Here is a 13,217-nt window from a genome sequence, read left to right as displayed (position 1 = left end):
CTAAGTTTCCTTCAGAGTTTTCAAAGTCAATAGGATTTACTTTATGTGGCATTGCGCTACTTCCAACTTCTCCAGCTTTAATTTTTTGCTTAAAATAATCCATAGAAACGTAAGTCCAAATATCTCTATCTAAATCTATAATAATAGTATTTAAACGTTTCATAGTATCAAATAAAGCAGCCATATGGTCGTAGTGCTCAATTTGAGTTGTTGGAAAAGAATGGTGTAAGCCTAGTTTTTCTTGTACAAATTTACCTCCAAACTCTTTCCAGTCTATTTGTGGATATGCAACATGATGCGCATTAAAATTCCCTGTTGCTCCTCCAAATTTAGCAGCACTTGGAATATCGTTTAATAAATTAAATTGTTCTTTTAAACGTACAGCAAAGACTTCAATTTCTTTTCCTAAACGTGTAGGAGAAGCTGGTTGTCCATGTGTTCTAGCTAACATTGGGATATGAGCCCAATCTTTTGCTAAGGTTTCTATTTTTTCTAAAATATTAAAGTATTCGGGAACATAAATAGCATTCATAGCATCCTTAATACTTAAAGGAATTGCTGTATTGTTAATGTCTTGAGATGTTAATCCAAAATGAATAAATTCTTTATATTCACTCAACCCTAAAACGTCAAATTGTTCTTTTATAAAGTACTCAACCGCTTTAACATCATGGTTAGTTACTTTTTCTATGTCTTTTATGGCTTGTGCGTTTTCCGAAGAAAAATTCTTATAAATAGCTCTTAAATCTTCAAAAACTGAAGGATTAACTGTTTTTAGTTGAGGTAAAGGAATTTCGCATAACGCAATAAAGTATTCAATTTCTACAAGAACACGATACTTTATTAAAGCTTCTTCAGAAAAATAATGTTGTAATTTTTCTACTTTACTTCTGTAGCGACCATCAATTGGTGAAATAGCATTTAGAGCTGATAATGACATAGTTGTTGTGTTGTTTTTTAGAAAGGCGCTAAGATACGCAACAAAGTTAAAAGAGAAACGTTTGTAGCTTTAAATATAAGGTTAGGTAACTATATTTTTTTTAAAATATGCCTAGCTCTAGCTTTAAAAGCTGCACTTTGAAAACTAAAATCGCGTTCTAAAATAATACGTAATTCTGGATAAACCCAGTCAAATTCTTTCCCTAATAAATATAGAGTACTCATAGAATAGGCTTTAACAGCAACTTTTTGTTCGGTTATCATCCAATCAAAACAAGATTCAATTATTTGTTCTTTCTGTTTATTGGTTAATTTTTTTTTAATATCGTTTTCTTCTTTTTCAAAATAAGCCTTGGCTATATATTCACAAATTTTAGCGCAAGGCCTTAAAGCAGAATCTAATTTAATGCGCTTTAATTCAGGTAAGAAACTATCAAGATATGGTAGGAATTTATCTAAGTAATCATTACAGAAAAACTCTAAAACCCAAGCTGCTTTTGGAGAAATTTTGTCATTTACCATAAACAAAATATCTAGAAGCTGAGGTAATAGTTCCGGTTGCTTAATAACTAAATTAGCATAGAATGTACGTTTTTCTCTAGAATGATTTACGTAGTTTAATTCTTTATAAAGCGCTTCTGTTGTCACAATTTTAGTTATTTTTATGTTTTTAAAACAATTTAGAGATGAAAATTACAAAAAAGATATTACTTGGATTATTATTAGTGTTTTTAATTGCTCAATTTTTTGGTCCAGAAAAAAATCAGAGTAGTTTAGAAGATATAAAACCGTTTATAACAGAAACTAATCCACCTAAAGAAGTTAAAGCAATTCTAGAAACCGCTTGTTTTGATTGCCATAGTAATAACACACGTTATCCTTGGTATAATAATATTACACCAGTAAATTATTGGTTAGATGATCATGTAAAGCACGGAAAAAAACATTTTAATGTGTCTGAATGGTCAACCTATTCAATGAAGAAAAAAGATCATAAATTAGACGAGTTAATTGAAGAAGTAGAAGAGAAGAAAATGCCTCTAGAATCTTACACGTATACACATGGCGATGCTAAATTAACAGACAATCAAATTAAGCAAGTTACAGAATGGGCTAAAAACGTACGTGCTTTTTATGCACTTCAAAAAGACATAGCGCAATAGTTTTTAATTTCATATTTTAAAATGTCTCAAAAACAGTTGCTAATTATTGGTTTTGTTTGGCCAGAACCTAAAAGTTCTGCTGCAGGATCTAGAATGCTTCAAATTATAGATTTGTTTTTAAAAGCAGATTATAAAATTACATTTGCAACTGCTTGTGCAAAAACAGATAATGCTTTTAACCTTGAACCTATTAATATTGAAACAGTTCAGATTCAATTAAACAATTCTAGTTTCGATAGTTTTATAGCTAATTTAAACCCAAATGTGGTTTTATTTGATCGATTTATGATTGAAGAACAATTTGGTTGGCGCGTTTCTGAACAATGTCCAAATGCGTTAAAAATTTTAGATACCGAAGATTTGCATAGTTTACGAAAAGGTAGACAACAAGCTTTCAAAAATAAAGAAGAATTTAATGATACTTATTTATACAATAATTTTGCTAAACGTGAAATTGCTAGTATTCTAAGGTGTGATATTACGTTAATGATTTCTGAGTTTGAAATGGAATTACTTCAAACTAAATTTAATGTTCAAGAATCTCAATTACACTATCTGCCTTTTTTAATTGAAATGGATACAGAATCATTAGAAAATACTCCAAAATTTAAAGAAAGAAACCATATTGTAACCATTGGTAATTTTATGCATGAGCCTAATTGGCAGTCGGTTTTGTTATTAAAACAACAAATTTGGCCAAAATTAAGTCAATTATTACCGCAAGCAGAATTACATATTTATGGATCTTATGTATCGCAAAAAGCAACACAATTACATAATCCAAAAGAACGATTTTTTGTAAAAGGTTTTGCAGAAAATGTAGATGCTGTAATGCAAAATGCTAAAATTTGTACAGCGTATTTACCTTTTGGTGCAGGTTTAAAAGGTAAATTGTTAGATGCTATGCAAAATGGTACGCCTTGCGCAATGAATTCTATTGCTTTAGAAGGTATGTTTGGAGATTTAAAACCTAACGGAATTATAGAAGATAAAATAGACGATTTTATTACCAAAACAGTTTCATTATATAATAATAAATTAGAATGGGTGAAAGCTCAAGAAAATGGATTTAAAATTCTAGATAAACGTTTTTCTAAATCTTTATTTGAGGCTGACTTTAATTATAAAATAGAAGACGTGTTAAAAAATATATCTACTCATAGAAACCAACATTATATAAGTCAAGTATTACAACATCAAACACTACAAAGCTCAAAATATATGAGTAAGTGGATAGAGGAGAAGAACAAATAAGTTAAATTTGTGTAATGGCTTTTCAATCACTTTTAAACTATATAAATGCAGTTGTGTCTTTAACTAAAGATGAAGAAGCTGTTTTATTAACTTATGTAACAAAACGAAAGTATTTAAAAGGTCAGTTTATTTTACAGCAAGGAGATATTGCGCAACATGAGTGTTTTATAGTTTCTGGTTGTACTAGAATGTTTCATTCAGACGACTCAGGTCAAGAACATATTATACTATTTGCAATAGAAAATTGGTGGACATCAGATATTGGAAGCTTTATATCTCAAACTCCAGCAGATTTTAATGTACAATGTATTGAAGATACAGAACTTGTTCAGTTTCCTTACCAGAATATTGAAGCGCTTTTTAAAGCTATTCCAAAACTAGAACGCTTTTTTAGAAAAATTATAGAAAAAGCATTTGTTGCTACACAAAAGCGAATTGTTAGAAACTTTAGCTTATCTGCTAAAGAACGCTATGTTATTTTTAGAAATACATATCCAGAATTAGAACAACGTATTCCACAATATATGATTGCTTCTTACTTAGGTATAACTAAAGAGTTTTTTAGTAAAATGAAGAAGCAATTATTAACTGAGTAGTTTAGTTGTTAAATTTAAATTTTGTGTTTCCAGGTTTAGTATTAATATTTATAATATATGTGACACAATATTAACCTAGGTTAACTTAATTTAATAATCTACCTTATTTTTTATACCCTTAAAACTTTGCATCTTTGCAGTATCAATAAATAATTTTAAAAAATAATATATTATGAAAAACGTATTTAAAACAATGGTATTAGCTGCTTTAGTCGCATTCGTAAGCTTTTCGTTTACAACACTTACAGAAACAAAACCTGTAAAAGCCTCAGAAAGTAAAGTGGTTTGGAAAGGTTATAAAGTAACTGGATCTCATGAAGGAACTATTGCTATAAAAAATGGAAATTTAGATTTTGATGAAGCTGTTTTAGTTGGTGGAAACTTTGAAATTGATATGACTACTATTAATACAACCGATCTAAAAGGAGAAATGAAAAATAACTTAGATGGACACTTAAAATCTGATGATTTCTTTGGTGTAGCAAACTTTCCAACAGCTACTTTAAAGATTACTAAAGTAACAGCAAACGGAAAAAATGCTTACAATATTGAAGGCGATTTAACTATAAAAGGTAAAACAAATACGCAAGTTTTTACAATGTCTATATACGGAAATAAAGCTACGGCTAACTTAAAAGTAGATAGAACAAAATACGATGTGCGTTATGGTTCAGCTAGCTTTTTTGATGGTTTAAAAGATAAAGCCATTTACGATGAATTTGACTTAAATGTAGATTTAGTATTCTAAATTCTTAATTTGAAAAAGAAGAATTAAAAAGCAATCTTTTAAGGTTGCTTTTTTATTTTTTGATTTATGAGTTTCGTTTAACGGTTTGTGTATGAAACGTAGCGTATTTAAAAGTACTAATTTCGGGCAAGCACTTAGCCATATTTTTATATTTTGTTTTTAACTTATCAATATTAAAAGCCAAATTTAAAAATTTGGCGAACTTACTAAAGTAGGAATGAACCTTTAAAATTTGCACTTACTAGCTATGTTTTATACACGTTGTTGCCATTTCGTTATTTATTTAGCATTCAATTTATTCCGTTTTTGATTATCAGTGTTGAGTGAATTCAGTCAGCGTTTTATTCCGCAATATTTTTCAATTCCGATTGAGTGATAAATACCACAACTTGCTAAATTCCTTACACAATTTTATTTTTTAATTCAGGTATTCAATTTTACAAATATTCTCATTTCATTTTAAGTGCTGAACTCCACCAAAATTCTATGGTATAATTGGAAATCCTATCCAATTAACTAAAAATATTATACAAGTCGTTATTACCATACTAGCTAATGATAAACGCAACCAATATTTTGTCATTCCATCATACAATTTCCACATTTTTTCTCCTCTTTCTTTTCTACTTTTTTTCAATGTTAATTTCGCTAGTACTAACATAACTATTATAAAAATCAATATTGCTATTATCCAAAATTTCATCATAATCTATATTTTTCTCGTTTAATTGTCTTTTTTTGCGTTCCTTTTCAATGAATGGCAACAAGATGATATGAACACGTTTTAATGTTTTATATCAGCAGTTAAACGAAGTTAGTTTAAAAAATTATCAATATCAAGTATTCTTTAGTAACAATGAGATGATATAAGTCATCCTTTTTAGCATATTAGTTTCTTAGCTTTGAGTATAAAATTAAAACAAACAAAAGATGAGTAACGTAGAGTTAAACCAAGGAGAGATTAAAGTGAAATTTATTGAACCAAAAAAAGGTAAAATATCTTTTTCTAATTTGGGAATTACTAAAGAAGCTACTAGTTTAAAGAATGGATTGCTTCGTTTAGTATTCGATTTTGAAGGTATTGGAAAGCATAGTTATTTTCAGGTTCCAACTATAGAGATTTTTTATAAAGAGAATATGGCGGAGACACATTGGGTTTGTGAGTTTAATGGCGAAACAATCTTAGATAAACTAGATCACCACGGACATTCTACAGTTATGCTATTAAATAGAAAAGTATTGAGTAACTTAGAACAACATCACGAAAATTGTTTAATTGTTCACGCAGAATTTCCTCAGGTCGCTAATTTAGATTTGGAAAAATCATCAATAAACTTTTTTAAATAAGAGGCTAACCCTAAGTAAATCTATAGAAAAAAAATCCACTTTAAAACTAAAGTGGATTTTTTAATATAATAATAATTTAAATAAATTTACGCATTAAGCATAACTGGCATAACAAGCATTGTAACTTGTTCGCCTGCATCTAAACCATCTGTTGGAGTTAGAATTCCTGCACGGTTTGGCATACTCATTTCTAATTGTACATCATCAGATGTTAAGTTGTTTAACATTTCTGTTAAGAAACGTGAGTTAAAACCAATTTGCATATCATCGCCTTGATAATCACAAGTTAAACGCTCTTCTGCTTTGTTAGAATAGTCTATATCTTCGGCAGAAATATTTAATTCTGCACCAGCTATTTTTAAGCGTATTTGGTGTGTTGTTTTGTTAGAGAAAATACTTACACGCCTTACAGAACTTAAAAACTGACTACGTTGTATAGTTAATTTATTTGGGTTCTCTTTTGGAATTACAGCTTCGTAGTTTGGATATTTTCCATCAATTAATCTACAGATTAAAACCGTGTTTTCAAAAGTGAATTTAGCGTTAGAATCGTTATATTCAATAGTTACGTTTTCTTCGCTAGATGCTAAAATTCCTTTTAATAAGTTTAAAGGCTTTTTAGGCATTATAAATTCAGCAGTTTCAGATGCTTTAATATCTTCACGAGAATACTTTACTAATTTATGTGCATCTGTTGCTACAAAAGTTAAACCCTCTGTAGAGAATTGGAAAAACACTCCACTCATTACCGGACGTAAATCATCGTTTCCAGCAGCAAAAATAGTTTTATTAATTGCTGTTGCTAAAATGTTTCCAGATAAAGTTGTAGAACTTGGGTCTTCTAAAGCTACAGATTTTGGGAATTCGTTTCCGTTGGCATATGCTAAAGCATATTTACCGTGGTTAGAGCTAATTTCTACAGTATTGTTATCTTCTATAACAAATGTTAAAGGTTGCTCCGGAAAAGTCTTTAATGTGTCTAGTAATAATTTTGCAGGTATAGCAACGCTTCCTTCGTTATCGCTTTCTACATTTAAAGTAGAAGACATTGTAGTTTCTAAATCGCTTGCAGAAACAATTAATTGATTCTGATTTAATTCAAATAAGAAATTATCTAAAATGGGTAAGGTATTAGAGCTGTTAATTACGCCTCCTAAAACCTGTAATTGTTTAAGTAAATATGTACTTGATACTATAAATTTCATAGCTTTTACTTTATATAAATTATAAACTGACTAGCAGTTTTTTTTTGTATTAATTAGTTCTAACAAAGATATTGTTTAGCCTTAAATTAAGGAAACAAACTTATTAACATTTAAGCGCTGTATTTTTTACGTCTAATTAGATTAAAAAGCACTCCAAAAATAGTTAAAAAGAGTAGTGGAAGTATAATGTTTACAGCTTGCCACTTACTTTTTTGTTCGGTTACTTTTTTTACATCTAAAAAGGCAATATCAACTTCTTTGGTTCTAATGTTTATAAGTCCATTTTCGTCTAATAGATAATTTACTGCATTTAATAAAAATTCTTTATTTCCATAGAGTTGTCCAGAAGCACGATCAAAACCAAGTTCTAATGGTCCTTTTCTGCTTACACCATTTTTAATAATATCACCATCAGAAATTAAAATCATTTTTGTTGGCGTACTTTTATTGATCACTTTTTTAAGTTGAAAAGGTTTTACTCTATTGTTATAAACCGACGTAAATTCACCTTCTAATAAAACGGCTAAAGGAATATCTTGCCTTGTGTATGCTTTTGGATCTGGTTGTTTTGTAGCGGTTTCTAAGCTAATTTCTCTTGGTGTTCCTTCTAATTTTGATAAAGGAGAAGAATGTAATAAAATAGTTTTTTTTACAGATTTCCCTGAAGATTTCAGCGTGTCTATTTGATTAGCAAAATCGAACTTAACGTAATTAATATTATTTACAATTGGATGATTAATATCTGGATTTGCTAAAGGCGAATAAAACCAAGGGTATTGCTGAAACTGTGCTTGACTACCATCTCCAGAAGCTAAGGTAATTTGTGCAGAATATAAATCACTAATCAAAACAGGATTAATTCTAGCGCCATACTTAAAGAAAAAATCGGTTAAATTTAAGTCTCTTGCAATACTTACATTTTTACCTTGTTCATTATACAAACTATCTTTATCTATGGCTACTTGATCTATTAACCATAAACTTTTTCCGCCATTCATAGTATATTGATCTAATACTAATTTTTCTTGTTCAGAAAAGGCTTCTGTTGCTTTTGCAGATATAATTAAATCGTAGTTTTTTAAATCTTCTAATGTTTTATTTGCATTTGATGCTACGCTATCTAAAGTAAATGGTGCGATGTAATAGTATTCTTTTATGCTGTTTACAAAGTCCGCTATATTAATATCTGGTAATTGATTATTTCCTTTTAATATGGCAATTTTTTTACGCTTTGGATTTAGTAGTTTACTAAAACCATCTGCAAATGCATATTCTAAATGTTGAATAGAATTAGAGACCAGTTCTTGTTGAGATACACCTAATTTATTTTTAACTAAAGGGATTTTTACCGTTACATCATTATAACTTGCTAGAGCCCAAGGAAAAAACACAGCTTGTGTACTTATTCCATTTTCTTTAACTGTTATTTGCATAGGTTGCAAACCGCGCTCAACTAAGCTATTTATATTGGCATCTCGTGTAGCTTCGTCTTCAATAGGATTTATAAAGTTGAATTGAATATTATCGTTATAAGCAGAAAATTCTTCTAAAGTTTGTCGTGTTTCAGCTTGTAATCGTTTAAACTCTGAAGGGAAATTTTCGCCCTCTAAAAATACATCGACCATTAAAGGTGAATCTGCTTTATCTGTAATATCTAGTGCTGCTTGATTTAATGTGTAACGTTTATCTGAAGTTAAATCTATTCGCTTGTATAATATTTTTCCAGAAATGCAAAGTGATATAAAAATTGAAGTTATGCTTATAACTTGCTTCCAATTAGTAGTTTTGCCTTGTTCTTTATGTAATTTAAAAACGGTTAAAGCAATAAATAATACCGTAACAGCAATAAAGTATATTAAATCTCTAGAGTCTATAACGCCACGACTCATACTTTTAAAATGCGTGCTCATTCCAAGATATTCTACAAACTTAATTGATGTAATATCATACAAACCTTCAAAACCAATATAGAATACAAAACAGATAAAAACTGCGATTAAAAACGCTACAATTTGATTGTCAGAAAGGGTAGAGGAAAACACACCAATTGCTGTGTAAGCAGTTACTAAAAATAATAAGCCAAAATACGAACCAATTGTACTACCAGAATCTAAATTTCCAATAGGACTTCCTAGTTGGTTTATGGTATAAGCGTATAATAGAGTAGGTAATAAGGCTAAAATAATTAAAACTAATGCGCCAAGAAACTTACCCAAAACAATGTTTAATTTACTAATAGGTTTTGTTAATAATAACTCTAATGTACCTTGTTTTTTTTCATCGCTAAAACAACGCATTGTTACTGCTGGTATTAGAAAAATTAAAATCCAAGGTGCTAATAGAAAAAACGGACTTAAATCCGAAAAACCACTATCTAGTATGTTAAAATCGCCTTTAAAAACCCAAAGAAATAAGCCATTTAATAATAGAAACAACCCTATAACTAAGTAGCCAATTGGTGAAGCAAAAAACGAATTAAATTCTTTTTTTAATAATGCGAACATTCTTTTTTAGGTGTTAGTTTATAGCTGCTTATTTTAATGTATGTAATTTATCTACACTCCAAGCTTCTGGCTTAGCGTTAAACATAGGTTTTGTTTTTGCCCAAATACCTTGAAATAATTCTGAATGCCTGTAATTATTTAAATCAGTTTCAGAGTTCCAATAACTATACGTAAAAAAGACATTTTTGTTGTCTTGTTCTTGATATAATTCTAAAAACTGGCAACCATCAAATCCTCTTATATACTTTTTAGAAGCTTCAAAATTAGCTAAAAAAGCTTCAATGTGTTTAGTCTCAATTCCTAATTTTACAATACGTACAAGCATAATTTGAGTTTAATAAATATCAGGTCTTTTTGGTTTAATAAAATTTATAGTAATTGTATCTCTATAGTTTAATCCCATTAATGTACTTGCGCCACCAACAGATTGTGTATTACTTTTATATATTGCTATTTCTAGATATTTAGATGCGTTAAAAATAACTAAGCCTTTTCCTTCTGAATGACGTTGATTTTCCGGTTTTGTAAAATCTACTACATCACTATATTTAGTAGAGATTTTTTTGAATTTATTATTTCGTGCAGAAATTTCAAACTCTCGGCCTTTCTGTAATTTTTCAAAGAACACTTTAGTAATGTTAGTAATTACATTTCCATAATTATCAATATAAATTACACTGCCAATAATTTGATTTTGATCTTCGTTAACATAAGGCACTATATTTTTTATAGGCTTAATTTCTGTAATAGGTTTTCCTATAACTTCTAAAGTTCCTCCACGAGCAATATGACAAGCAGTTTGAACAAAAACATCTAAAACAGGAAAACTGGTTTGAACATTATTATGAATGTTTATTTCTACCATTTTTTCTGGTACAATAGTATTTGTAATCATACTTAGAATACCATTGTTGGCACAAATAAAGTAATGGTCATCTAATTTTAAAGCAATATGTTTGTTTTCTTGGTTTAATTCTGAGTCAATTCCAATAATATGAATCGTTCCTTTTGGGAAACTTGTATATGCATTTTGAATAATATATGCAGCTTCAGGAATATTAAATGGTGCTACAGAATGAGAGATATCAACAATTCTAACATCAGGTTGCTCACTGTATATAGCACCTTTAATAGCGCCAGCAAAGTGGTCTTTTTCACCAAAATCTGTAGTTAATGTTATAATTGCCATTAATAAATGTTGATATTTTTTATTAAATTTTAGATAAAACTAATAAAGAAATTTTATTAATTTCATATCTTAAACAAAGCTAAGAAATTAGATTAAATAACACATTAAAAACCATAAGCCATTTGAACGAAATTATTATAGAATTAGAAAATGTTTCTCCAAAAGAATTTTTTGGAACACAAAACGACAATATTAAACTGTTAAAAAAGTATTACCCTAAACTTAAAATTGTAGCTAGAGGAAACAAGATTAAAGCTCTTGGAGACGAAGATATGCTTAACGAGTTTGAAAGGCGTATAGAAATGCTGTTGAAACATTTTGAAAAGTATAATAAGATTGATGAAAATGTGATTGAACGTGTTTTAACAAGTCAAAGTAGCGACGATTATAAAACATCGAATAAAAGCGGAGAAGTACTTGTTCATGGTGCTAGTGGAAAATTAATTAAAGCACAAACTGCTAACCAACGAAAAATGGTAGAACTTATGCGTAAAAATGATATGGTTTTTGCAATTGGTCCAGCGGGAACAGGAAAAACATACACAGGCGTAGCTTTGGCTGTACAAGCTTTAAAAAATAAAGAAGTTAAACGAATTATATTAACGCGTCCAGCAGTAGAAGCTGGAGAGAAATTAGGTTTTCTTCCAGGAGATTTAAAGGAGAAGCTAGATCCATATATGCAACCCTTATATGATGCTTTGCGAGATATGATCCCCGCAGAACGTTTAGCACGGTATATAGAAAACGGAACAATTCAAATTGCACCACTAGCTTTTATGCGTGGTAGAACTTTAGATAGCGCTTTTGTTATTTTAGACGAAGGACAGAATACAACTCGCGCACAAATGAAAATGTTTTTAACTCGTATGGGGAAAAGTGCGAAATTTTTATTAACTGGAGATCCAGGACAAGTAGATTTGCCAAGACATACGGTTTCTGGTCTTAAAGAATCTTTATTAGTGTTAAAAGAAGTAGAAGGTATTGGAATTGTTCATTTGGATGAAAAAGATGTAATTAGACATAAGCTAGTAAAAAAGATTATTAAAGCTTATAAAAGCATTGAAAATATAGATTAATCCCAAATGAATATTTAAATTTGCAACTTTAAAATTCTGAAGTTTTTAAATTATGAATAAAACCATAACAGAAAGCAATTTTAATTTTCCAGGACAGAAAAGTGTTTATAAAGGAAAAGTTAGAGAAGTTTATAATATAAACGACGACTTATTGGTCATGATTGCAACAGATAGACTTAGTGCTTTTGATGTGGTTATGCCAAAAGGTATTCCTTTTAAAGGACAAATTTTAAATCAAATTGCAACTAAATTTATGGCTCAAACCGAAGATTTAGTACCAAATTGGTTAATTTCAACTCCAGATCCAAATGTAGCTATTGGTCATTTGTGTGAGCCTTTTAAGGTAGAAATGGTGATTAGAGGTTATATGTCTGGCCATGCGGCTAGAGAATATAAATTAGGAAGGCGTATACTTTGTGGCGTTGAAATGCCTGAAGGTATGAAAGAGAACGACGCATTTCCAACACCAATAATTACACCAGCTACAAAAGCAGAAATGGGCGATCATGACGAAGATATTTCGCGAGAAGATATTATTGCTAAAAACATAGTATCAGAAGAAGACTACATTATATTAGAAGACTATACACGTAAATTATTTGCTCGTGGAACTGAAATTGCAGCTTCTAGAGGATTAATTTTAGTTGATACTAAATATGAATTTGGTAAAACTAAAGACGGTAAAATTGTTTTAATAGACGAAATTCATACACCAGATTCTTCTCGTTATTTTTACGCAGAAGGATATCAAGAGCGTCAGGATAAAAACGAAACTCAAAAACAATTAAGTAAAGAGTTTGTGCGTCAATGGTTAATTAGTAATGATTTTCAAGGTTTAGAAGGACAAACAGTTCCAGTAATGTCTAACGATTATATAGAAACTGTTAGTGAACGTTATATAGAGCTTTACGAAAAAATTATGGATGAAAGCTTTTCCAAAGCAAGCATAGAGAATATCCAAGAACGTATAGAGAAAAATGTTTTAGAATTTTTAAATAAATAATAGAGTACTTTTTATTTACTAAAACTCGCATTGAAATACTGTATTTTAATGCGAGTTTTTTAATGCTTAATATAAATTATAAAGCTAAAGTAACATTAAAGCTAATTCCATCTGCAATTGCAGTGTTTTTTAAATTATCCATAGCACTTTTAGATTTAAAATTAATACCCCAAAGTGTTCTATCTATTTTAAA

The 13,217-nt window shown here is 29.5% G+C and carries 14 protein-coding genes; 7 read left to right on the top strand and 7 right to left on the bottom strand.

The genetic code is table 11. The features are described 5' to 3' along the window. Positions 1–940: adenylosuccinate lyase (gene purB / locus ACFDSN_RS08015; RefSeq protein WP_375239328.1), on the bottom strand; the 940-nt coding region annotated here is incomplete at its 3' end. 89 nt (positions 941–1,029) lie between these two features. Continuing rightward, complete coding sequence (locus ACFDSN_RS08010; protein ID WP_375239327.1) at positions 1,030–1,587, bottom strand: adenylosuccinate lyase; 558 nt, start codon at positions 1,585–1,587, stop codon at positions 1,030–1,032. 38 nt (positions 1,588–1,625) lie between these two features. Between ACFDSN_RS08010 and ACFDSN_RS08005 the strand changes: the two genes are divergently transcribed. The 4 genes from ACFDSN_RS08005 to ACFDSN_RS07990 all read left to right on the top strand — a co-directional run bounded on the left by ACFDSN_RS08005 (position 1,626) and on the right by ACFDSN_RS07990 (position 4,700). Further along, positions 1,626–2,102 (top strand): heme-binding domain-containing protein, encoded by a 477-nt coding sequence (locus tag ACFDSN_RS08005; protein WP_375239326.1) that lies wholly within the window; start codon positions 1,626–1,628, stop codon positions 2,100–2,102. 21 nt (positions 2,103–2,123) lie between these two features. After that, complete coding sequence (locus ACFDSN_RS08000) at positions 2,124–3,356, top strand: glycosyltransferase (protein ID WP_375239325.1); 1,233 nt, start codon at positions 2,124–2,126, stop codon at positions 3,354–3,356. Between the two features lie 14 nt (positions 3,357–3,370). Continuing rightward, complete coding sequence (locus ACFDSN_RS07995; protein WP_375239324.1) at positions 3,371–3,952, top strand: Crp/Fnr family transcriptional regulator; 582 nt, start codon at positions 3,371–3,373, stop codon at positions 3,950–3,952. A 172-nt stretch (positions 3,953–4,124) separates the two neighbouring features. Further along, a complete protein-coding gene (locus tag ACFDSN_RS07990) occupies positions 4,125–4,700 on the top strand; it encodes a YceI family protein (protein ID WP_375239323.1) in 576 nt (191 codons plus the stop codon). Positions 4,701–5,184: 484 nt separating this feature from the next. On the opposite strand, the gene ACFDSN_RS07985 is transcribed toward ACFDSN_RS07990, so the two are convergent. After that, positions 5,185–5,337 carry a hypothetical protein gene (locus tag ACFDSN_RS07985; protein ID WP_375239322.1) on the bottom strand — a complete coding sequence of 51 codons (153 nt, stop codon included), beginning with the start codon at positions 5,335–5,337 and terminating at the stop codon, positions 5,185–5,187. Between the two features lie 293 nt (positions 5,338–5,630). On the opposite strand from ACFDSN_RS07985, the gene ACFDSN_RS07980 reads away from it, so the two are divergent. After that, positions 5,631–6,047 carry a hypothetical protein gene (locus ACFDSN_RS07980; protein WP_375239321.1) on the top strand — a complete coding sequence of 139 codons (417 nt, stop codon included), beginning with the start codon at positions 5,631–5,633 and terminating at the stop codon, positions 6,045–6,047. Between the two features lie 86 nt (positions 6,048–6,133). Here ACFDSN_RS07980 and dnaN read toward each other — a convergent pair whose 3' ends face one another. From dnaN to ACFDSN_RS07960, 4 genes are all read right to left on the bottom strand, one after another. Continuing rightward, positions 6,134–7,252, bottom strand: a complete 1,119-nt coding sequence (gene dnaN, locus ACFDSN_RS07975; protein ID WP_375239320.1) for a DNA polymerase III subunit beta — start codon at positions 7,250–7,252, stop codon at positions 6,134–6,136. Between the two features lie 110 nt (positions 7,253–7,362). Next, a complete protein-coding gene (gldG, locus tag ACFDSN_RS07970; protein WP_375239319.1) occupies positions 7,363–9,756 on the bottom strand; it encodes a gliding motility-associated ABC transporter substrate-binding protein GldG in 2,394 nt (797 codons plus the stop codon). Positions 9,757–9,784: 28 nt separating this feature from the next. Next, positions 9,785–10,081, bottom strand: a complete 297-nt coding sequence (locus ACFDSN_RS07965) for a putative quinol monooxygenase (RefSeq protein WP_375239318.1) — start codon at positions 10,079–10,081, stop codon at positions 9,785–9,787. 9 nt (positions 10,082–10,090) lie between these two features. Next, a complete protein-coding gene (locus ACFDSN_RS07960; protein WP_375239317.1) occupies positions 10,091–10,945 on the bottom strand; it encodes an S-adenosyl-l-methionine hydroxide adenosyltransferase family protein in 855 nt (284 codons plus the stop codon). 122 nt (positions 10,946–11,067) lie between these two features. Here ACFDSN_RS07960 and ACFDSN_RS07955 point away from each other — a divergent pair, with 122 nt between their 5' ends. Together ACFDSN_RS07955 and ACFDSN_RS07950 are read left to right on the top strand one after the other, a co-directional pair. After that, positions 11,068–12,021 carry a PhoH family protein gene (locus ACFDSN_RS07955; RefSeq protein ID WP_375239316.1) on the top strand — a complete coding sequence of 318 codons (954 nt, stop codon included), beginning with the start codon at positions 11,068–11,070 and terminating at the stop codon, positions 12,019–12,021. A gap of 52 nt (positions 12,022–12,073) precedes the next feature. Then, positions 12,074–13,024, top strand: coding sequence for a phosphoribosylaminoimidazolesuccinocarboxamide synthase (locus tag ACFDSN_RS07950; protein WP_375239315.1), 951 nt, complete (start codon positions 12,074–12,076; stop codon positions 13,022–13,024). The last annotated feature ends 193 nt before the right edge of the window (positions 13,025–13,217 follow it).

Source organism: Aurantibacter sp. (genome assembly GCF_042094015.1).
In the GTDB taxonomy this organism is placed as follows: domain Bacteria; phylum Bacteroidota; class Bacteroidia; order Flavobacteriales; family Flavobacteriaceae; genus Aurantibacter.
The sequence above is the reverse complement of the archived record's forward strand: the minus strand, read 5'-3'. Positions and strand labels throughout refer to the sequence as shown.

What these genes read in the sequence shown, in the direction of transcription:
- ACFDSN_RS08005 (WP_375239326.1), top strand. Translation starts at nt 1,626, where the DNA reads ATGAAAATTACAAAAAAGATATTACTTGGATTATTATTAGTGTTTTTA.
- ACFDSN_RS08000 (WP_375239325.1), top strand. Translation starts at nt 2,124, where the DNA reads ATGTCTCAAAAACAGTTGCTAATTATTGGTTTTGTTTGGCCAGAACCT.
- ACFDSN_RS07995 (WP_375239324.1), top strand. Translation starts at nt 3,371, where the DNA reads ATGGCTTTTCAATCACTTTTAAACTATATAAATGCAGTTGTGTCTTTA.
- ACFDSN_RS07990 (WP_375239323.1), top strand. Translation starts at nt 4,125, where the DNA reads ATGAAAAACGTATTTAAAACAATGGTATTAGCTGCTTTAGTCGCATTC.
- ACFDSN_RS07980 (WP_375239321.1), top strand. Translation starts at nt 5,631, where the DNA reads ATGAGTAACGTAGAGTTAAACCAAGGAGAGATTAAAGTGAAATTTATT.
- dnaN (WP_375239320.1), bottom strand. Translation starts at nt 7,252, where the DNA reads ATGAAATTTATAGTATCAAGTACATATTTACTTAAACAATTACAGGTT.
- gldG (WP_375239319.1), bottom strand. Translation starts at nt 9,756, where the DNA reads ATGTTCGCATTATTAAAAAAAGAATTTAATTCGTTTTTTGCTTCACCA.
- ACFDSN_RS07965 (WP_375239318.1), bottom strand. Translation starts at nt 10,081, where the DNA reads ATGCTTGTACGTATTGTAAAATTAGGAATTGAGACTAAACACATTGAA.
- ACFDSN_RS07960 (WP_375239317.1), bottom strand. Translation starts at nt 10,945, where the DNA reads ATGGCAATTATAACATTAACTACAGATTTTGGTGAAAAAGACCACTTT.
- ACFDSN_RS07950 (WP_375239315.1), top strand. Translation starts at nt 12,074, where the DNA reads ATGAATAAAACCATAACAGAAAGCAATTTTAATTTTCCAGGACAGAAA.